The sequence below is a fragment of the Pseudomonas triclosanedens genome (assembly GCF_026686735.1).
Lineage (GTDB): Bacteria > Pseudomonadota > Gammaproteobacteria > Pseudomonadales > Pseudomonadaceae > Pseudomonas > Pseudomonas triclosanedens.
The window spans coordinates 2045545-2065013 of record NZ_CP113432.1 but is presented as its reverse complement, the minus strand read 5'-3'; the positions used below and the strand labels follow the sequence as shown (position 1 = coordinate 2065013).

Below are 19469 nucleotides of genomic sequence, written 5' to 3'. Positions count from 1 at the left end.
ATCACTTCCTCCAGGCCTGGGAGCGGCGCAGCAAGCCTCGCGAGGCAGCGGCCAGCAGCAACGACACGGTGGCGGAGGTGAGCAGGATCAGGGTCGACATGGCTGCGGCGCCGCCGACGTTGCCGGAGTCGTCCATGTTCAGCACGGCGACGGCGGCAAGGATGGTGTCCGGGTTGTAGAGGAAGATCGCCGCCGACACCGTGGTCATCGCCGAGACGAACAGGTAACGGATGATGTCCAGCAGTGCCGGCAAGCAGATCGGCACAGTGACGCGCAGGTAATGGCGCCACAGCGGCATTTTCAGCGACAGCGCGGCGGCTTCGAACTCGCCGTCGAGCTGGCGCAGCGCGGCGGTGGCGGTCATCTGTGCGGTGGTCAGGTAGTGGGCGATGGTGCATACCACCAGCAGCGCCATGCTGCCGTAGAAGACGTGCAGCGGATTGCTCGGCAGGTTGAAGAAGAACACGTAGCCAAGGCCCAGCACGAGGCCGGGCACGGCCATCGGCACGAAGCAGAGCATGCGCAGCAATTGGTTCAGCCACTGCTGCTCGCGGGTTTTCTCGATCAGGTAGGCGCCGGTGAAGATCACCGCGCTGCCGATGATCGCGGTGCAGGTGGCCATCGTCAGGCTGTTGCGGTAGGCCAGCCAGCCACCGCCGGCGGTGGCGTCGAAATCGTAGTGGCGCAACGACAGCGACAGGTTGTAGGGCCAGAATTTCACCAGCGAGGAGTACACAGCCATGCCCAGCACACCCAGCAGCACCGCGCAGATCAGTACCACGATGGCCAGGAAGGCAGCATCGCGGCGGCGCGACGGCCTGGGATGGTAGACCTGCGCGCGACCGCTCATGGCCTCGCGCTGACGCAGGCGCAGCCAGGTGTCCACGGCAAAGCTGAGCAGCGCCGGCAGCAGCAGGATCATGCCGATCTGCGCGCCGCGTCCGAACTGCTGCTGGCCAACCACCGCCTTATAGGCTTCCAGCGCCAGCACCTGGTAGTCGCCGCCAACCACCACGGGCACGCCGAAATCGGTGATGGTCAGGGTGAACACCAGGCAGAAAGCGGCGAACACGCCCTGCCGCGACGCCGGCCAGGTGATGCTGCGGAATGCCTTGAACGGGCTGGCGCCCATGCTCGACGCCGCATCGAACAGGCGCGCGTCGGCCAGCGATAGTGCCGACAGCAGGATCATCAGCGCGTGGGGGAAGGTGTAGATGGCCTCGCCCAGGACGATACCCCAGAAGCCGTAGATGTTGTCCGGTACCCAACTGCGCAGCAGGCCCTGGTTGCCGAACAGGTAGATCAGCGCAATGCCCGGCAGCATCGACGGCGCCAGCAGCGGCAACAGCGAAATGCCGCGCCACAGCCCCTTGGCCGGAATCAGCGTGCGTTGCAGCGCGTAGGCGAAGGCATAGGCCGCCGGCACCACGATGCCGGCCACGCTGAGCGATACTTTCAGGCTATTGCCCAGCAGCCAGTGGAAGTTGTCGCTGCGCAGCAGTTCGCCCATCGCGGCCAGCCCGCCGCCCTGCCCCGCCGCACTGCTGAAACCGCGCCAGAAGATCGCCAGCAGCGGCAACAGGATCGCGAGGATGAGCAGGACCAGCAGCAGCCACTTGCCGCCGCGCACGAACAGACGATCACCCAGATCGCCACGAAGCCTGCCGGCGGACAGCGCCGGACTGCGATTCACCACGGCCTCCATCTCAGGCGAACACCTGCAGGCTGCGCGGCGGGAGCGATACCCAGATATCCGGCGTGCCCAGGCGCGGCATGTCTTCGGGCGCCAGTTCGGCGAGCAGTGGATGGCCGGGCAGTTGTTCCAGCTCGAAGCTCATTCGGCAACGGTTGCCGAGGAAGGTGATCTCGCGGATCTGCGCGCGGAACAGGTTTTCCTGGTGCACGGCAGGGTTCACGCTGATCGCCTCCGGGCGGCAGAACAGCCGGCCCGAGGCGCTCGCCGCCTGATTGTGCAGGCGCAGGCTGAGGCTGCCGACGCGGGCATGTCCGTCGCTGGCGCGCTCGAACGGCAGCCAGTTGCCCTGGCCGACGAACTCGGCGACGAAGGGAGTGCTCGGTGTGCTGTAGATCTCCTGGGCGGTACCGTACTGCTCGATGCGACCGTGGTTCATCACCGCGATGCGGTCGGCCATCAGCATGGCTTCGTCCTGGTTGTGGGTCACCATCACCGTGGTGATGCCCAGGCTCTTCTGCAGTTGCCGCAGTTCACCGCACAGGTGCTCGCGAACACGGGCGTCCAGCGCCGACATCGGCTCGTCGAGCAGCAACAGCGACGGGCGGGGCGCCAGCGCACGGGCCATCGCCACGCGCTGCTGCTGGCCACCGGAAAGCTGGCCAGGATACTTCTTCTCGCTGCCGGAAAGGCCGACCAGTTCGAGCATCTCGCCAACACGGCGGCGCGCTTCATCCTTGCTGGCATTCGCCAGGCCATAGGCGATGTTCTGCTCGACGGTCAGGTTGGGAAACAGCGCATAGGACTGGAACAGAATGCCGTAGTCGCGCGCCTGTGGCGGCAGCAGCGAGACGTCACGCTCGCCCAGGTGCAGGCTGCCTTCGTCCTGGCGCTCAAGGCCGGCGATGCAGCGCAACAGCGTGGTCTTGCCGCAGCCGGAGGGTCCGAGGAGGCAGACCAGCTCGCCAGCCTTGACGTCCAGCGACACACCGTCGAGGGCGACGAAACTGCCGAAGCGCTTGCGGATGTGGCGCACGCTGAGCGGCGTGCCGGCGATGGTCTGGAACATGGCGATACCTCGTGTTCTGTGGTCCACACCGGAGTGGCCGGTGTGAATTGACGAGGTCCATGCTAGGGAGCGATTACGACGACACTATTTCCATGACGAAAACTGCACCGATAGATCCATAGGCAGATTTTGGTATCGGGGTGAAATTTTTTGCGAATGATCGAGCGGTTTGCCCTGCGCCGGACGGCTGGCGCGGCTGGCCTCGATGCGGGGCTGATCACGGGCGAAGTTCGCTCCAGCGAAAGCCATGCCTACCGGAAACGAAGCTGGCCGTGGGATGGGGCCTGCGACAGACGGCTACAGGCTCGATGGGTATCGCTTCGCTCCACCCATCCTACGAACCTGCCAGGGCGGTTGCTTCTACGGCTGCGCCAGTGCCAGGAACGCACTGGGCAGGCGTGCCTGGCGGCGGTCCTTCAGGCAGTAGAGGTACTCGTCGATCAGGCTCGCGCCGTTGATCTCCAGCACGCACAGTTGCGGGTTATCCGGCACTTCCTGGCGGGCGATGATGCTGACGCCCAGGTTGCGGATCACCGCTTCGCGGATCGACTCACGGCTGCCGATCTCCAGCATCGAGGCCGGCACCACTCCCGCTTTGCGCAGCATTGCTTCGGTGAGCTGGCGGGTGGTGGAGCCGGCTTCGCGCATCAGCAGGCAGTGGCTGCGCAGGTCGCCGAGGACAACGGACTGCTGGAGCGCCAGCGGATGGCTGCGGTGCACCGCCAGCACCAGTGGATCGCTGCCCAGCACCACGCGGGTCAGGCGGGCGTCATCGACCTGCTGCGACGAGGCGGCGAGATCGACCCGGCACTCGCAGAGCGCCTCCAGCACCTGCTGCGAATTACCGATCTCCACCGACACTTCGATCTGCGGATAGCGCTCGCGGAAGGTCTTGATCAGCCCGAGCACATAGTAAGGAGAGGTTGCGCCGATCCGCAGGGCGCCCTGCATCTGCCCACAGTTGCGCAGGTAGAACTCGATGTCCGCCTCCTGCTGGAGCAGCGCCTCGACCATCGGCAGCAGGCGCGCACCCTCGTCGCTCAGGGTCAGGCGGCGACCGCCACGGTAGAACAATTCTACCGCGTACTGGCTTTCGAGATTGCGTACCTGGGTCGTCACGGTGGGCTGGCTCAAGCCGAGCTTCTTCGCCGCCGCCGTGATGCTGCCCAGCTTCGCCACCCGGTAGAAGGCTTTCAGTTCCGCACTCAGCATCCGCTGGACCACCCATCAGAAATAATCATCAACATTTTCGGGCGATGCCGGCAAACCGGCGCCAGCCCTTTGGCCGCGGAAGGCATGGCTGCGTCGCGGCAAATTCCATAAAGGTCAACCAACCTGACCTGGATCACTGGCACCGGGGCATCGTGCTGGACAGTCCGGGCATCAGCGACTTTCATTGCCCAAGGTGAATTCCCACACGGAACACCTGACGCGCCCCCACAAGGGACGCCCACGGAGCAATGATGAGATACAAAGTCACTATGGTCTTCGGGACACGCCCCGAGGCGATCAAGATGGCCCCTCTTGCGCGAGTACTGCGCCGCACCCCGGAAATCGAGCTGCGCATCTGCTCCACCGGCCAGCATCGCGAGATGCTACAGCAAGTGCTGGACTCCTTCGAACTGGAGGTGGACGAGGACCTCGACGTGATGACCCAGGGCCAGACGCTCAACGGCCTGGCGCTGCAGATGATGTCGCGCCTGGATGACAGTTACGACCGGCATCGCCCGGACATCGTACTGGTCCACGGCGATACCACGACCAGTTTCATCGCCGCCCTCACCGCCTTCCACCGACAGATTCCGGTGGCCCACGTCGAGGCCGGACTGCGCACCGGCAACATCCGCCAACCCTGGCCGGAAGAGGCCAACCGCCGGCTCACCGCAGTGATCGCCGACCTGCACTTCCCGCCGACCAGGAGAGCCCGCGACAATCTGCTGCGCGAAGGCGTGAGCATCGACCACATCGAAGTCACCGGCAACACGGTGATCGACGCGCTGCTGTGGATGCGCGAGCACCTGCACGAGACGCGCTGGACGCCCGCAGCCGACTCTCCGCTGGCGCAGTTCGCCAACGACCGCCGCCTGGTGCTGATAACCGGCCACCGGCGGGAGAACTTCGGCAAGGGGTTCGAACGCATCTGCCTGGCCCTCGCCGAACTGGCGAAGCGCTTCCCCGATGTGGACTTCGTCTACCCGGTGCACCTCAACCCGCAGGTCCAGCAGGCGGTCTACGGCATGCTGTCGGACAAACCCAACATCCATCTGATCGCCCCGCAGGACTACCAGAACTTCGTCTGGCTGATGGACCGCGCCTACTTCATCCTCACCGACTCCGGTGGCATCCAGGAAGAAGCGCCGGCGCTGGGCAAGCCGCTGCTGGTGCTGCGCCGTGTCACCGAGCGGCCGGCTGTGCTGGAAGGCGGCACCGTGGTGCTGGTAGGCACGAACACCGCCCGCATCGTCAGCGAGGCCAGCCATCTGCTCAACGACGATGAGGTCTACGAGCAGATGAGCCGGGTATTCAGCCCCTATGGCGACGGCCACGCCAGCGAGAAGATCGTCGCCCGGCTGCTGTCCTGGTTCGGAGAAAACCGCACGGATAGCGAGGTCGAATGAGTCTCGAACTGGTCGACATCCTTGCCTATGTCCTGTTCGCGCTGAAGTACCTGGCAATCGCCCTGGCCGCGCTGATGTTCCTGCTCGGCCTGGACGACCTGTTCATCGACCTCGTCTACTGGGGCCGCCGGCTGGTCCGCGTCTTCCGCATCTACCGCAGGTTCGACCGCGCCGACGAGGAACGCCTGTTCGCCGAGCCGGAGAAGCCGCTGGCGATCATGGTGCCGGCCTGGAACGAGGTCGGCGTGGTGGGCGAGATGGCGCGCCTGGCCGCCTCCACCCTGGATTACGAGAACTACCAGATATTCGTCGGCACCTATCCCAACGATCCGCAGACCCAGGCGGACGTGGATGCCGTCTGCCTGCATTACCCCAACGTGCACAAGGTGGTCTGCGCCCGCCCCGGCCCCACCAGCAAGGCCGACTGCCTGAACAACATCATCGACGCCATTCTGCGTTTCGAAGCCGATGCGAAAGTGGAGTTCGCCGGCTTCATCCTCCACGACGCCGAGGACGTGATCTCGCCCCTGGAACTGCGGCTGTTCAACTACCTGCTGCCGGCCAAGGACCTGATCCAGATTCCGGTGTACCCCTACGCCCCGGAGTGGACCGGTTTCACCGCCGGCCATTATGTCGACGAGTTCGCCGAGAACCACGGCAAGGACGTTCCGGTGCGCGAGGCGCTGACCGGCCAGGTACCCAGCGCAGGGGTCGGCACCTGCTTCAGCCGCCGTGCCATCGCTGCGCTGCTGGAAGACGGCGACGGCATCGCCTTCGACGTGCAAAGCCTCACCGAGGACTACGACATCGGCTTCCGCCTGAAACAGAAAGGCATGAAGTGCATCTTCGCCCGCTACTCGGTCAGCGACCCGAAACTGGCGCTGAAGTCCACCTGGGTGCCAGGCATGGACAGGCGCTTCTCCCAGGTCATCTGCGTGCGCGAACACTTCCCGCGAACCTGGCAGCATGCGATCCGGCAGAAGTCGCGATGGATCACCGGCATCGTCTTCCAGGGCACGCGAAACCTGGGCTGGAGCCGCAAGGCCATGCTCAACTATTTCCTCTGGCGCGACCGCCGGGGGCTGATCGCCTATCTGCTGAGCTTCCTGGTCAACCTGCTGTTCCTGGTGCTGATCACCATGTGGCTGATCACCAGGCTGTCGCCCAATGCCTGGCACTTTCCCTCGATCCTCGAAGGCAGCCAGTTGCTGGTGGTGCTGCTGTATCTCAACGGTTTCATGCTGCTCAACCGGCTGTTCCAGCGCTTCTGGTTCGTCACCCGCTTCTACGGCATCTTCGAGGGGCTGCTGTCGGCGCCGCGGATGATGTGGAGCAACTTCGTCAACTTCTTCGCCAATCTGCGTGCGTTGCGGCAGGTAATGGAAATGGGCGATTCGCGGCGCGTGGCCTGGGACAAGACCACCCATGAGTTCCCCGCCCTCGCCGGCCCGCAGCGCACGCCGCTGGGCCAGCGCCTGAAGGAGCAGGGGTTGATCAGCGAAGAGCAGTTGCAAGCCGCGCTGACCAACCCGGTGCGCCGCCGCCTCGGCCGCGAACTGCTGCTGCGCGGGTTGATCAGCAGCACCCAACTGGTCGCCGCCCTGGCCGAGGAGCTGGACGAGGAATGGGCACCGCTCAACCCCTTCACCCTCGACCCGAAACTGATCGAGGCCCTGCCGCGCAAACTGGCGCTGCGCTATGCCGTGCTGCCGGTGGCGGTCGACGGCGACGTCCTGATCCTCGCCAGCGAGCAGCAGATCAGCCAGGTCTCCCTCGGCGCCATCAGCCGCCAGCTCCAGCGCCCGGTACGCGGCCGCCTGGCGCCACAGGGACGCGTGACCCTGGGCTTGCGCTACTGGTACGGCGGACGCCACCACAGTGAGGAAACCCGCACCATCCTCGACATCCTCAAGCGGCATCAGGGCGATGACGCACTGATGGAGCGCATCTGCGGCCACCTGGTGCTGTTCGGCACCTTGCTGCAGGTGCGCGGCAAGGTGCCGTCGACCCTGTTCAACCAGGCCCTGATCGACTTCGACCCCGAACAGGACTCGCTGGGCGAGCATCTGGTCAAGCGCGGCATGATTACCCAGGAAGTGCTCGACGGCGCCCTGGAGGAACAGGCCAGCGAACAGCATGAGGCCTATCGCATCGCCCGGGAGGCCGCGTGAAACTGCAACAACCTCTCGTCTTGAGCCTGGTGCTGGCAACCCTTGCAAGCCCCACGCTGTATGCCACCGAGCAACTCACCGAGTTCCAGCGCTTCCGCAGCTATCCCTTCCTCGACAAGGGCTACAAGGAAGCCAGGAAGAACAACTGGGCGGAGGTGGAACGGCTGATGCGCCACCTGCTCGGCCGCGTGCCCAACAACAACGAGGCCCGGGCCCTGCTGGTGCAGGCGCTGGCCAGGCAGCAGCGCTACGATGACGCCGAGAAGGAAGCCCGGGCGCTGGCCGGCACCGAGGAAGGTGCTAACGCGTTGGCCGAGCTACGCATGGACCTGATCGAGAACGGCCCACCGCCCGAAGCCCAGGTCAACCAGTGGCTGGCGCACACCAGCGACGTCAACCAGCGCGTGCGGCTATGGCAAGCCTACAGCCTCAAACTGGGCCAGACCCAGGGTGCGGCCAAGGCCCTGGAGTGGCTGGGTACGGTGCCGCACGGCAACGACGAACGCGTACTGCGCGAAGCTCGCGCCAACTGGGCCGAACAACTGCGCGACTGGGACACCACCATCGCCCAGCTCGCCCCGCTGGCAGCCAGCCGACAACTCAGCAAGGACGACTGGCGACGGCTGGCCAACGCCTATGCCCAGCGCCTGGACGAGAAACCACTGGAGCAACTGCTGCTGCAGGCTCCCGACCCGGCCTCCGCACGTCAGGCGCGGTTGGCGCTCATCGACCGCGCCATCGCGGTGGACCATACCGAGGTTGCCAAGCGCTGGATGCAGGGGCTGCCGGAGCAGGATCAGCGCGATCCGAAACAACAGGCGCGACTGCTGGAACTGGCGCGGCACAGCGACGATGTCCCGCTCGTGGGCAAGCTCAGCGATGAGTTGGAGCGCCCATGCCTGGAAACCGCCGAATGGCTTTCGCGCCATGACCAGGACGAAGCACTGCGCAGGCTCCGCCAGTGCAAGCCCCAGGATGACCCGCAGACCTGGCTGGTACTGGCCCAGCGCCTGAACGCCACAGACCTGCTGGAGAACACCCGGCTACCCGAGCCGTGGGATGCCCGCCGCCGCGCACAACTGATCGACACCTGGCGCGCCCAGGGCCGCAGCGACCTGGCGCTGGCCTGGTTGGCACGCCAGCCGCAGACGCCGGAGACTGTCCGCCAGCGTGCCGAACTGCTGCAATCCCGAGGCCGCACCGGCGAGGCGGCGGTGCTGTGGGAACAACGCTACCGGCAGACCGGCGATCTCAAGGCATTGGACCAGGCTAGTTACCTGGCCCTCTCCGCCGGTCGCAACGAGCACGCCCGGCAACTGCTGGAAGGCGCCTACGACCGGCGCGGCGGCAACCTTCCGCCCGCGCTGATCGAGCGCCTGGCCGGCATCCACGCCCGCAGCGACACGCCGCTCAACGTCACGCGTATCGAGTCGCTGCTGGCCAGGGCCGGCCCGGGTACACGCGGACAGTTGCTCGGCCGTCTCGCCGAAGCCGGCCAGTGTGACGCGCTGCAACGCTATCTCAGCCCAGCCCCCAGCAGCCCCGGCGAGCTGCGCGCCCTTGGCCGCTGCGCCATGCCGGCGCGCCCCGGTGAAGCGGTGGTGTATTACCAGGCGGCAGTCGCCCAAGGTGACCGGGACAGCCAGCTCCCGCTGGCCTACGCGCTGGAAGCGGCGGGCGATCCGGCTGGCGCCCTGCGCATCTTCGACACGCTGCCCGCCAGCCAGCTCAACGACAACGCCCGCCTGACCGCCAGCCGCGCGGCGCTGCTCACCGACGACAACGCGGCAGCCGAGCGCTACTGGCAACAGGCAAGCAAGAACAGCGCGGATGACTGGGCGCTCGGTGCCACCATCGCCGATGCCCGTGGCGACTATGCCGAGGCCCTGGCCCGGCACCGCCAGGCGCTGGCGCACGAGCCCAATGGCCAGCACTTCTACAATGCCGCGGCAAGTGCGCAGAAAGCCGGCGACCGCGAGCAGAACAAGGCATGGCTGGCCGAGGCGGTGCGCCTCGAACCGAACAACCCGCGCTTCCGTGCCGACTACGGCATGCGCCTGGCCGGTACCGACACCCCGGAGGAGCGCCGCACGTCGATCCCCTATCTGGAGCGAGCCACCCGCGACTACCCCGAGGACTACCGCCTGGGCGAAACCCTGGCCTGGCGCTACGACGAGGCCGAAGACAGCTTTGCCGCGCGCCGCGAGTTGCGCAGAGTCATCGACCTGGAGCAGAACCCGGTCGCCGGCGACGATGACTATGGCAGCCTTGAAGCCCGGCGTTTTCGCCAGCGCCGGGCACATCAGGTCCTCTCCCAGCGTGACAACCTGACCATCGCCAGTACCTGGTCGCCCGCTGGCGTCTCGACCAACGACTTCAGCCGCCTGCAGGACGACGGTACTCTCCATAGCGGCAGCCGCCGCCGCGCACAGTCGCAGAACGTCCAGATGGCCATCTGGGACCATGCCCTTGGCGATGAACCAACCCGCGACGGCACCAGCCTGTCGGTCTATGGCCGCGCGCTGGTCGGCGGCGACGAGCGCGACCGCTACGGGCGCTACGTCGCCACCGGCCTGGGCCTGCGCTACAAGCCCCTGAGCGACTACAACCTCAACCTGTACAGCGAGCTGTACAAGCAGAACTCCCTGGACGAAGGCTGGGACGGCCTGCACCTCCACGACCTGCTGTCCCCCGACAAGGTCAACGAAGGCATCCGCGATCACAAGCGCGACGGACGGACCTCCACCGACTTCCTGCTGCGCGCTACGGCCTCCTTTCTTGACCAGGGCGAGTACCGCAACGACTGGCGCGTGGACGAAAGCCACTGGGGCGAGCGCTTCCTCTACCTCGACTACGCCTGGTGGACCCATGCCGGCGACCACCAGTGGGTATCGCGCTATCAGCAGGGCCACGCCTGGAAGCTGCCCACATCGACGCCTCAGACGTTCATGCCGTACGGCTTCGGCGAGTTTTCCACCCAGGACCCGGGCAACGACTGGCGCCAGGACCTGCGCAGCGGTGTCGGCCTGCGCTGGCAGTACTGGTATGGTGACGACCGTTACAACGCCTATCGCGCCCACGTTACCGTGCGCACCGAGTATCAGGTGGGCCTGGCCGGCAACCTTTACGAGAAGGCCAATGGCTGGCTGGTCGGCCTGGAGGTGAACTTCTGATGCGCCGCCTGCTGGTCGCCCTCGCCCTGTTGTTCGTCATCGCGCTCCCGGCCCAGGCCGACGAGCGCCTGTTCTACCAACCGCTGAACGTGGACGCCGCACTCACTCCCGCACAATGGCAGGCGCTGTGGAAAGCCAGCGCGGCGCAGGGCGCGAAGACAGTCATCGTGCAATGGACCGCCTATGGCGACTCCGACTTCGGCGGCCCGGACGGCTGGCTCGCGCAGTCGTTGAAAAGTGCCCAGGCCCAGGGCTTGCAACTGGTGCTCGGCCTGTACATGGACCCGGCCTATTACCAGCGCCAGGGCGAGCTGGACACCCCCGGCCTGGAAAGCTATTGGCAGCATCAGTTGAGCCGTTCGCTCAGCCAGCAGCGGCGGCTGCGCGAACACTGGAAACTGCCGGTAAGCGCCTGGTACCTGCCAATGGAGCTGGACGACTGGCACTTCCAGGACAGCGAACGCCGCCGGGCGCTGCAGCGCCAACTCAGGGACTTCGCCCGCCAACTGGACGCGCCGCTGCAACTGAGCGCCTTCAGCGGCGGCAAGCTGGCGCCGCAGATCTATGCCGACTGGCTCGGCGGAATCGCCGCACAGGGCATTCAGGTCTGGTGGCAGGATGGCTCCGGCACCGGCACGCTGCCGCCGCTGGTGCGCCAGGCCTATGCCAACGCCCTGCCCTGCTCTGTGGGCATCGTGCGCGAGGCGTTCCGCCAGACCAGCACAGCCGGCCAACCATTCCGCGCCGAACCGGCCACGCCATCGAGCGTGTCGACCGGCTGCCATGCCAGCGCGGTATTCGCCTTGCGCTATCGTCCCTGGGGCAAGATCCTGCTGGACAATCAGCGAGCCCGAGCCACGCCCTGAACTCGGTCGTGCCTTCCCTGCGCGCGCGTGCGACGACGCGTCGCGCGGGGTACACGAGTTCGGCTATTGTCGCGCGAGCGATCCCACACTCGCACAGGGCGGTTCATGTTCAAAACGATCGAATCCGAAGTACTGAAGCAGCGCATTTCGAACGAGCTGCGAACCGAGTTCCTCCAGCACGATTTCGAGCGGCTTCACAGCTTCAGCATGCTGGTGCTCTACGTCAGCATCTGTATGTGGTTCCTGCTCGACCTGATCGTCAGCTTCCAGGCCGGCCAGGGTTTCAGCTACATCTCGGTGCTCTACCTCGCGGTCTTCGCCGCCCTCGCCGCCCTTGCGGCCCTGACCCGCAAGGCACGGCACTTCTATGTGATCAACCTGTTGTTCGTCATCACTTTCGGACTGGGCGCGCGCATGGTGATCGAAGGGCTGCCCAATAGCCTTCGTCCCGCCTGGCTGGTGATCGCCGCCTCGACCGTGCTCTACAGCGCCACAGCGATGCCGCTCAGCCGGCCGGCGTTCTTCTCGGTTCTGGCGGTGACCTGGGTTCTACTCAATCCGTTGCTTGGCGATGTCCCCGACTTTGACGAGCGCCGCAGCCTGCTGGTCTGCTACCCGCTGTTCATCAGCGCGCTGTCGGTCTACATCTTCCACCACCTGCACAACGCCAAACTGTACAACTATGCGATGGCGCGGCTGTTGCTGGACCAGGCTTACCTCGACGCACTCACCGGCATCCCCAACCGCCGCTCATTCATGACCCGGGTCACACGCAGGCTGAACGAGGACACCAGCACCGAGCGCTACCTGGCAATGGTCGATATAGATCATTTCAAACGGGTAAACGACGCTTACGGCCACGACATCGGCGACGAGGTGCTGACTCGCGTTGCGCAGAAGATCGAGAGTGAGCTGGGCGAATTCGAGATCGCCCGCCTCGGAGGAGAAGAGTTCGGCATCTTTCTCTGGGGAATGACAGCCGAGGAGGCCCAGGTACGCATGGAAAGACTGCGCAGCGCCACCGCCGCGCTACCCGGAAAGCCAGCAGTCACCATCAGCCTGGGACTCGCGCACCTGACCGTGGACAGCACGCTAAGCCAGATGCTGATCAAGGCCGACCGGGCGCTGTACGACTCGAAGCACAATGGCAGGAACCGGGTGACCTATGCCCCCTGAAACGAAAAAAGGCCCGCTGATGCGGACCTTGGCATGCTGGTGTCCCGGAGAGGGGTCGAACCTCCAACCTTCCCCTTAGGAGGGGGACGCTCTATCCAATTGAGCTACCGGGACACGGTCGGGCGGCATGTTAACCATCGACGACGAATTTGTCATGCCGCTGCCACCACTCGAGTCCATAATTTTCCCAACAAAGGGGGAATTGCCGTGAACAGCAACGCACCGAGCCACGAAGCGACACCCGACTCGCCGTTCGCCACCTTCGACGTGCGCGTCGCCACGCCGGACGACGCCCCGGCCCTCGCACCACTGCTGCAACAACTGGGCGCCCACGATCCGCGTCCCGACACCGCGCTGCTCGCCCTCGAATTGGGCAATCAGCGCCCGAGCCGAGTAACGCTGGTTGCCGAGCGCGACGGCAACCTGCTGGGCACCTGCACCCTGCACCTCATCGAGCACATTGCCCACGGCTTCGCACGTTCGGCGATCCTCGAAGACATGGTGGTGGACAGCCGCGCACGCGGCCAGGGCGTCGGCCAGGCGCTGATCCGGCGCGCGGAGGAATGGGCGCGCGGCTGGAACTGCTACAAGCTCGCGCTATCCAGCCATCAGGACCGGGAGATGGCCCATCGTTTCTACGCGGCGATGGGGTTCGCACCGCACGGCGTAAGCCTGGCGCTGCACCTGGACTGAGCGGGCTCAGCCAGCCTCTGCGGTGGGGCCGTCGAGCAAATCGAGCAGGTTGCGCACCGTGATATCAAGCGAAACCGAGTTATCCAGCTCTACTAGCGGCCCAGGCAAGCCGGCGGCAAAATGCGCATTGCGCGCAAGGCGCGCCTCGATCTGCGCCGGAGTCTCCCGCCCGCGCGCAACCAGGCGCGCGCGCAAGACATCCGGCGCAACCCGAAGCAGCACGGCGACGAGATACGGATAGCGCTCCCGCGCTTTCGGCAGGTACTTGCGCGAACCGTTGACCAACACGTCATGTCCGCCGGCCAGCCAGGTGTCGATTTCCAGTGGAATGCCATAATGGAGGCCATTGGCACGCCAGCTCATGGCGAACGCGCCGCCCTGCTCCAGGCGCTCGAACTCCTCCACGGTCACCGACTGCGCATCCTCGCCCCGCGCCTCCGCCGAGCGTGTGATGACCCGCCGCGCAATGCGGCACCCCCTGGCAAGCAACGGCTCAGCAGCAGCCAGCAACAGGCTGTCCTTGCCGGAGCCGGAAGGGCCCATCAGGTAAATGAGTCTGCCTGGAGTCATGACACTCTCTGGGCCGGCGGCTCGGCGCTGATTCGTTTGTGTGTCCGCAATTACGAATAATACCGCCAGCGATCGGAAGAATCGCCCGCCGAATCATCCCAATCCATGATCCACCTCTGCCCGCGAGGGGCTCGTTGTGCCATCATGTGTGTCCGCAATGGAATGCCCTCCGAACACTTTGCCCGATGAACCGCGGCGCCCGTAACAATTCGTCTACGCTGTCTGCATTGGGCATTTCCTCAAAAATCCCAACGAAAGAAAGGTCTGCCGAGAGCGTCGCATTTCGGACGATTGGTGCTGGCATTTAGCCTTCACTCGCGCCACAATATGTCGCAGAATTGACGTCAAGTTATTGATGATTTTTCTCAAAATCGCTGATGACGCGCTGAACGGCCAACGGAAAACGCTGTCAAAGGGCCTGAACAATCGCTGACCCCTGGCATCGGCCTCCCTGACTTACAGGTTTAATGTATGCGCCCACTGAAACAGGCAACCCCTACCTACTCCAGCCGCACCGCTGACAAATTCGTCGTACGTCTGCCCGAAGGCATGCGCGAGCGTATCGCTGAAGTCGCTCGCAGCCACCACCGCAGCATGAACTCCGAGATCATCGCGCGTCTCGAGCAGAGCCTGCTTCAGGAAGGTGCGCTGCAGGATAATCTCGGCATTCGCCTGGACAGCCCGGAACTGAGTCTGCACGAGCGCGAGCTGCTGCAGCGCTTCCGCCAACTGACCCATCGCCAGCAGAATGCGCTGATCGCCCTGATCGCGCATGATGCCGAAATGGCTCAGAACGACGCCTGAGTCGTCTACAGCACGAAAGAGCCGGCCTTGAGCCGGCTTTTTCGTGCCCGGAACTTCCCCAAGCCAACAGATTCCAGGTACAAAAAAGCCGCCTCGCGGGCGGCCTTTTCGGCGGGACGGACTACATCAGGAACAACGTAGCCAGCCCGAGGAAGATGAAGAAACCACCGCTATCGGTCATAGCGGTAATCATCACACTGGAGCCCATTGCCGGGTCGCGCCCCAGGCGCAACAGCGTCATTGGGATCAGCACGCCCATCAACGCCGCCAGCAGCAGGTTTAGGGTCATCGCACCGGTCATCACTGCGCCCAGCTCCCAGTTGCCGTAAAGGTAGAAGGCAACCAGGCCGATCACCCCGCCCCACACCAGGCCGTTCACCAGCGCCACGCCAAGCTCCTTGCGCAGCAGGCGGTTGGCGCTGTTGACCTGCACCTGATCCAGCGCCATCGCGCGCACGATCATGGTGATAGTCTGATTGCCGGAGTTACCGCCAATGCCTGCCACAATGGGCATCAGCGCTGCGAGAGCCACCAGCTTCTCGATCGAGCCTTCGAACAGGCCGATGACCCGCGAAGCGATGAAGGCGGTGATCAGGTTGGTCGCCAGCCAAGCCCAACGGTTTCGCACGGACTTCCAGACTGAGGCAAAGATATCTTCCTCCTCCCGCAGACCGGCCATGTTGAGCACTTCGGTCTCGCTCTCCTCGCGGATAAGGTCGACCATCTCGTCGATGGTCAGACGACCGATGAGCTTGCCGTTCTTGTCCACTACGGGCGCAGAAATCAAGTCGTAGCGCTCGAAGGCCTGGGCGGCGTCGTAACCGTCCTCGTCCGGAGTGAAGGTCACCGGATCCGTGGCCATGACTTCGGCCACGTCCTTGTCAGGATCATTGACCAGCAGGCGCTTGATCGGCAACACACCCTTGAGCACACCGTCGTAGTCGACCACGAACAGCTTGTCAGTATGACCGGGCAGCTCCTTGAGGCGACGCAGGTAGCGCAGCACCACTTCCAGGCTAACGTCGTCGCGGATGGTAACCATCTCGAAGTCCATCAACGCACCGACCTGATCCTCCTCATAGGACAGCGCCGAGCGCACTCGCTCGCGCTGCTGCGCATCGAGGCTTTCCATCAGCTCATGGACTACGTCGCGCGGCAACTCCGGAGCCAGGTCGGCCAGCTCGTCGGCATCCATCTCCTTGGCGGCGGCGAGAATTTCGTGATCGTCCATGTCGGCGATCAGGGTTTCCCGTACGGCGTCGGATACTTCGAGGAGGATATCGCCGTCGCGCTCGGCCTTTACCAACTGCCAGACTGTCAAACGGTCATCCAGAGGCAGCGATTCGAGGATATGGGCGATGTCTGCCGGGTGCAGCTCTTCAAGCTTGCGCTGCAGTTCGGCAAGGTTCTGGCGGTGCACCAGATTTTCAACGAGATCGTGATGCTGGCCTTCCTGACGATGAGTCAGATCTTCCACCAGCTTGTGCTTGTGCAGCAGGTCGACCACCTGGTTGAGGCGGTCCTGCAAGCTTTCCTGCGGCTTTTTGGCTTCTACTTCGGTCATAGCACGCTCCACCCCCAGTGGCAGAACGCGCCAGAGGGGATCAATACATCAGGTCGTGTGTACGCAATCGGGGTTCTGAGTAACTACTGGGTAAGTCCATGGTGGTGTCCCATGCGCCCATCGAGGGCAGATGTGGGAAATAATAACACTCCGGTGTGCGGGACGCGTTACAAAATCGCGGCTAGAACAACCGCTTGCGCTTGAAAGCTCATTACCGGGTCATTGCAGGTTCGACGCACGAATAGTCTGACAAGACACCCAGCCCAACCCTACAAACAAACCCGTTAATCTGGGAGCGAGGCCTGTCATGGAGGACCCAGCATGCGCCCAGGAATCGCGTTCCTGACCCTGTTCATTATGTTACCGACGAGTGAAGCAGCCACCGTGTTCCGCTGCACTAACGAGGCAGGGAAAATAACCTTCAGCCAGTATGGCTGCACACCGAACCAGCATCAGAACATCCAGGAGGCCTTCAACCCCTCCCCTGGCACCGGAACTCCGGTACCGATGGCCAAGGTCAAGCCTGCAAGCGGTCCCGCGACTCGCCCAAAGGGCGGGCACGGCAAGAGCAACGAAGTAGTAGTCGTTGGAGAGCACCAGAACGAGTGCGGCAATCGCGTTGTCGGAGGCGAGCGGCGCAAGGCGATCATCGAGGGCAGGATCAAGGCTGGCATGACCAGAAGCGATGTGGAGAGCGCGCTGGGCAGGCCTGACACTATAAGCCAGCAGAACGGCAGCACGCATTTCCACTACAAGGCCGACAAGCAACGTGGACGTGGCGCGCGCACGGTCTCCTTCGACGAGGACGGCTGCGTGATAGGCAAGAAGAAACGCTAGAAAATCGACGCAAAAGAAAAAGGGCCTGCATTTCTGCAGGCCCTTCGTATATTGGCGCACTCAGGAGGATTCGAACCTCCGACCGCTCGGTTCGTAGCCGAGTACTCTATCCAGCTGAGCTATGAGTGCGTCGTCGGTGCAGTTTAACCAGATTCACCAACTGGTTGCAGCAAGCCAGGCATCTGCCCTTCTGCCACTGAAGCCTCGCTTTCGCGTTGCCTCGCATATGGCGCACTCAGGAGGATTCGAACCTCCGACCGCTCGGTTCGTAGCCGAGTACTCTATCCAGCTGAGCTATGAGTGCGCTGATGAGGGCGCAAATTCTAGTTTCATGCGCTTTCTTTGTCAACATGATTTTTCAATCATTTCAGACACTTACGTATCTGGACATGCGCATTGCAACTAGGAGTTGCAATGGCGGAGAGGGGGGGATTCGAACCCCCGACACCCTTTTGAGGTGTACTCCCTTAGCAGGGGAGCGCCTTCGGCCACTCGGCCACCTCTCCGCAACACGGGGCGCATGATATCCATGTTTTCCCCGTTTGCAAAGAAAAATTTTAGAAAAATTAATGGTTTGGTTCTTGGTCTTTCTCTTTCTGGATCCGCTGGTAGATCTCTTCACGGTGCACAGCAACTTCCTTCGGCGCATTCACGCCGATTCGCACCTGATTTCCTTTAACGCCCAGCACAGTCACGGTGACGTCGTCACCCACCATCAGGGTCTCTCCGACCCGGCGAGTCAGAATCAGCATTCCTTTCTCCTTACGTATTACGGATAAACAGTCTGCAAAAAAGAAATGGTGGCAGATTCGTATAGATCAAGTGCACGAACCCTTCACCCAAGTATTGACCAGTCCTGTCGGAAAGAAAGTTCCTACTGGGCAGTCAAAAACGACAAAAGGCGCGGATTAGCCGCGCCTTTCGAATTCGACTCCCCTCACTCGCCCTGTCGGGCCGGGGCGTCCAGCTCAAATGCCGTGTGCAGAGCACGTACCGCCAGTTCGAGGTACTTCTCTTCGATAACCACGGAAACCTTGATCTCGGAGGTGGAGATCATCTGGATATTGATCGATTCCTTGGCCAGCGCTTCGAACATACGGCTGGCAACGCCCGCATGAGAGCGCATGCCAACGCCGACAATGGAAACCTTGGCGATGTTGGTGTCGCCGGAAGCTTCACGCGCACCGATGTTGGCGGCGGTCTGCTTGAGGATTTCCAGAGCACCCTGGTAGTCGTTGCGGTGCACGGTGAAGGTGAAATCGGTGGTGTTATCGTGCGAAACGTTCTGCACGATCATGTCGACTTCGAAATTGGCAGCGCTGATCGGACCAAGAATCTTGAAAGCAACGCCGGGAGTATCCGGTACGCCACGGATGGTCAGCTTGGCTTCGTCGCGATTGAAGGCGATGCCGGAGATGATCGGCTGTTCCATGGATTCCTCTTCATCAAGGGTAATGAGGGTGCCCGGACCCTCCTGGAAGCTGTGCAGTACGCGCAGCGGGACGTTGTACTTGCCGGCGAACTCCACCGAGCGGATCTGCAGCACCTTGGAGCCGAGACTGGCCATTTCCAGCATCTCTTCGAAGGTGATCTTGTCCAGGCGGCGAGCCTGCGGCACTACGCGCGGATCGGTGGTGTAGACACCATCTACGTCAGTGTAGATCTGGCATTCGTCGGCCTTCAGCGCCGCCGCCAGGGCCACACCGGTGGTATCGGAACCGCCACGGCCGAGCGTGGTGATGTTGCCGTGTTCGTCGACACCCTGGAAGCCAGCGACCACGACCACGCGACCGGCCTTGAGGTCAGCTCGGATATTGGCATCATCGATGCTCAGGATGCGTGCCTTGGTGTGAGCGCTATCGGTCAGGATGCGGACCTGATTACCGGTGTAGGACACAGCCGGCACGCCCCGCTTCATCAGCGCCATGCTCAGCAGGGCAATGGTCACCTGCTCGCCAGTGGACACCATGACGTCCAGTTCGCGCAGAATCGGCTGATCCATGATCTGCTTCGCCAGACCAATCAGGCGGTTGGTCTCGCCGCTCATGGCGGATACCACTACGACGATGTCGTCGCCCGCTTCCCGGAACTTCTTCACCTTCTCGGCCACCTGCTCGATTCGCTCGACGGTGCCGACGGAGGTGCCTCCAAACTTCTGTACGATCAAAGCCATTTCAAAAGCCGCCTGATTCCTGAAGGGCGCCCATTAAACATGCGTCAACGCATGCTGCCAAG

General features: G+C 63.5%; 15 protein-coding genes and 4 tRNA genes. 8 read left to right on the top strand and 11 right to left on the bottom strand.

From position 1 onward, the window contains the following. Window position 1: 1 nt before the first annotated feature. The 3 genes from OU419_RS09715 to OU419_RS09705 all read right to left on the bottom strand — a co-directional run bounded on the left by OU419_RS09715 (window position 2) and on the right by OU419_RS09705 (window position 3974). Window positions 2–1705 (bottom strand): putative 2-aminoethylphosphonate ABC transporter permease subunit, encoded by a 1704-nt coding sequence (locus OU419_RS09715; RefSeq protein ID WP_254471959.1) that lies wholly within the window; start codon window positions 1703–1705, stop codon window positions 2–4. A 1-nt stretch (window position 1706) separates the two neighbouring features. Further along, complete coding sequence (locus tag OU419_RS09710) at window positions 1707–2762, bottom strand: putative 2-aminoethylphosphonate ABC transporter ATP-binding protein (protein WP_254471958.1); 1056 nt, start codon at window positions 2760–2762, stop codon at window positions 1707–1709. Between the two features lie 360 nt (window positions 2763–3122). Then, a complete protein-coding gene (locus tag OU419_RS09705) occupies window positions 3123–3974 on the bottom strand; it encodes a LysR family transcriptional regulator (protein WP_254471957.1) in 852 nt (283 codons plus the stop codon). A gap of 251 nt (window positions 3975–4225) precedes the next feature. Here OU419_RS09705 and wecB point away from each other — a divergent pair, with 251 nt between their 5' ends. The 5 genes from wecB to OU419_RS09680 all read left to right on the top strand — a co-directional run bounded on the left by wecB (window position 4226) and on the right by OU419_RS09680 (window position 12766). Continuing rightward, on the top strand, window positions 4226–5380 hold the full coding sequence (gene wecB, locus OU419_RS09700) for a non-hydrolyzing UDP-N-acetylglucosamine 2-epimerase (RefSeq protein ID WP_254471956.1): 1155 nt from the start codon (window positions 4226–4228) through the stop codon (window positions 5378–5380). After that, complete coding sequence (gene nfrB, locus OU419_RS09695) at window positions 5377–7551, top strand: cyclic di-3',5'-guanylate-activated glycosyltransferase NfrB (protein WP_254471955.1); 2175 nt, start codon at window positions 5377–5379, stop codon at window positions 7549–7551. Before wecB ends, nfrB begins: the two co-directional genes overlap by 4 nt. Continuing rightward, window positions 7548–10724 (top strand): NfrA family protein, encoded by a 3177-nt coding sequence (locus OU419_RS09690; RefSeq protein ID WP_254471954.1) that lies wholly within the window; start codon window positions 7548–7550, stop codon window positions 10722–10724. Before nfrB ends, OU419_RS09690 begins: the two co-directional genes overlap by 4 nt. Further along, the gene (locus tag OU419_RS09685; RefSeq protein WP_254471953.1) at window positions 10724–11590 is read left to right on the top strand and encodes a DUF4434 family protein; all 867 of its coding nucleotides are present in this window, start codon (window positions 10724–10726) and stop codon (window positions 11588–11590) included. The genes OU419_RS09690 and OU419_RS09685 overlap by 1 nt, the downstream gene beginning before the upstream one ends. 105 nt (window positions 11591–11695) lie before the next feature. Continuing rightward, entirely contained in the window at window positions 11696–12766 is a 1071-nt protein-coding gene (locus tag OU419_RS09680) for a GGDEF domain-containing protein (protein WP_254471952.1), read from the top strand. A gap of 37 nt (window positions 12767–12803) precedes the next feature. Here OU419_RS09680 and OU419_RS09675 read toward each other — a convergent pair. After that, window positions 12804–12880: transfer RNA gene (locus OU419_RS09675), tRNA-Arg, on the bottom strand. Window positions 12881–12973: 93 nt separating this feature from the next. On the opposite strand from OU419_RS09675, the gene OU419_RS09670 reads away from it, so the two are divergent. Continuing rightward, window positions 12974–13459 carry a GNAT family N-acetyltransferase gene (locus tag OU419_RS09670; RefSeq protein WP_254471951.1) on the top strand — a complete coding sequence of 162 codons (486 nt, stop codon included), beginning with the start codon at window positions 12974–12976 and terminating at the stop codon, window positions 13457–13459. Window positions 13460–13465: 6 nt separating this feature from the next. Here OU419_RS09670 and phnN read toward each other — a convergent pair whose 3' ends face one another. Beyond that, on the bottom strand, window positions 13466–14029 hold the full coding sequence (gene phnN, locus OU419_RS09665; RefSeq protein ID WP_254471950.1) for a phosphonate metabolism protein/1,5-bisphosphokinase (PRPP-forming) PhnN: 564 nt from the start codon (window positions 14027–14029) through the stop codon (window positions 13466–13468). A 471-nt stretch (window positions 14030–14500) separates the two neighbouring features. On the opposite strand from phnN, the gene amrZ reads away from it, so the two are divergent. After that, entirely contained in the window at window positions 14501–14833 is a 333-nt protein-coding gene (amrZ, locus tag OU419_RS09660) for a transcriptional regulator AmrZ (protein WP_015476477.1), read from the top strand. 121 nt (window positions 14834–14954) lie between these two features. Here amrZ and mgtE read toward each other — a convergent pair whose 3' ends face one another. Beyond that, a complete protein-coding gene (gene mgtE, locus OU419_RS09655) occupies window positions 14955–16397 on the bottom strand; it encodes a magnesium transporter (protein WP_254471949.1) in 1443 nt (480 codons plus the stop codon). A gap of 321 nt (window positions 16398–16718) precedes the next feature. Between mgtE and bamE the strand changes: the two genes are divergently transcribed. Further along, entirely contained in the window at window positions 16719–17234 is a 516-nt protein-coding gene (gene bamE / locus OU419_RS09650) for an outer membrane protein assembly factor BamE domain-containing protein (protein ID WP_254471948.1), read from the top strand. 52 nt (window positions 17235–17286) lie between these two features. On the opposite strand, the gene OU419_RS09645 is transcribed toward bamE, so the two are convergent. From OU419_RS09645 to OU419_RS09625, 5 genes are all read right to left on the bottom strand, one after another. Beyond that, window positions 17287–17363: transfer RNA gene (locus tag OU419_RS09645), tRNA-Arg, on the bottom strand. Between the two features lie 98 nt (window positions 17364–17461). Then, a tRNA-Arg gene (locus tag OU419_RS09640) sits at window positions 17462–17538 on the bottom strand. 111 nt (window positions 17539–17649) lie between these two features. Beyond that, window positions 17650–17740, bottom strand: a tRNA-Ser gene (locus OU419_RS09635). Between the two features lie 60 nt (window positions 17741–17800). Next, window positions 17801–17986, bottom strand: a complete 186-nt coding sequence (csrA, locus tag OU419_RS09630) for a carbon storage regulator CsrA (protein WP_003085981.1) — start codon at window positions 17984–17986, stop codon at window positions 17801–17803. A gap of 185 nt (window positions 17987–18171) precedes the next feature. Further along, window positions 18172–19407: an aspartate kinase gene (locus OU419_RS09625; protein WP_254471947.1), complete on the bottom strand. Its 1236-nt coding sequence runs from the start codon at window positions 19405–19407 to the stop codon at window positions 18172–18174. Between the last annotated feature and the right edge of the window lie 62 nt (window positions 19408–19469).

Coding starts and splice junctions, on each gene's coding strand:
- OU419_RS09715 (WP_254471959.1), bottom strand. CDS start 1,705: ATGGAGGCCGTGGTGAATCGCAGTCCGGCGCTGTCCGCCGGCAGGCTT.
- OU419_RS09710 (WP_254471958.1), bottom strand. CDS start 2,762: ATGTTCCAGACCATCGCCGGCACGCCGCTCAGCGTGCGCCACATCCGC.
- OU419_RS09705 (WP_254471957.1), bottom strand. CDS start 3,974: ATGCTGAGTGCGGAACTGAAAGCCTTCTACCGGGTGGCGAAGCTGGGC.
- wecB (WP_254471956.1), top strand. CDS start 4,226: ATGAGATACAAAGTCACTATGGTCTTCGGGACACGCCCCGAGGCGATC.
- nfrB (WP_254471955.1), top strand. CDS start 5,377: ATGAGTCTCGAACTGGTCGACATCCTTGCCTATGTCCTGTTCGCGCTG.
- OU419_RS09685 (WP_254471953.1), top strand. CDS start 10,724: ATGCGCCGCCTGCTGGTCGCCCTCGCCCTGTTGTTCGTCATCGCGCTC.
- OU419_RS09680 (WP_254471952.1), top strand. CDS start 11,696: ATGTTCAAAACGATCGAATCCGAAGTACTGAAGCAGCGCATTTCGAAC.
- phnN (WP_254471950.1), bottom strand. CDS start 14,029: ATGACTCCAGGCAGACTCATTTACCTGATGGGCCCTTCCGGCTCCGGC.
- amrZ (WP_015476477.1), top strand. CDS start 14,501: ATGCGCCCACTGAAACAGGCAACCCCTACCTACTCCAGCCGCACCGCT.
- mgtE (WP_254471949.1), bottom strand. CDS start 16,397: ATGACCGAAGTAGAAGCCAAAAAGCCGCAGGAAAGCTTGCAGGACCGC.
- bamE (WP_254471948.1), top strand. CDS start 16,719: ATGCGCCCAGGAATCGCGTTCCTGACCCTGTTCATTATGTTACCGACG.
- csrA (WP_003085981.1), bottom strand. CDS start 17,986: ATGCTGATTCTGACTCGCCGGGTCGGAGAGACCCTGATGGTGGGTGAC.
- OU419_RS09625 (WP_254471947.1), bottom strand. CDS start 19,407: ATGGCTTTGATCGTACAGAAGTTTGGAGGCACCTCCGTCGGCACCGTC.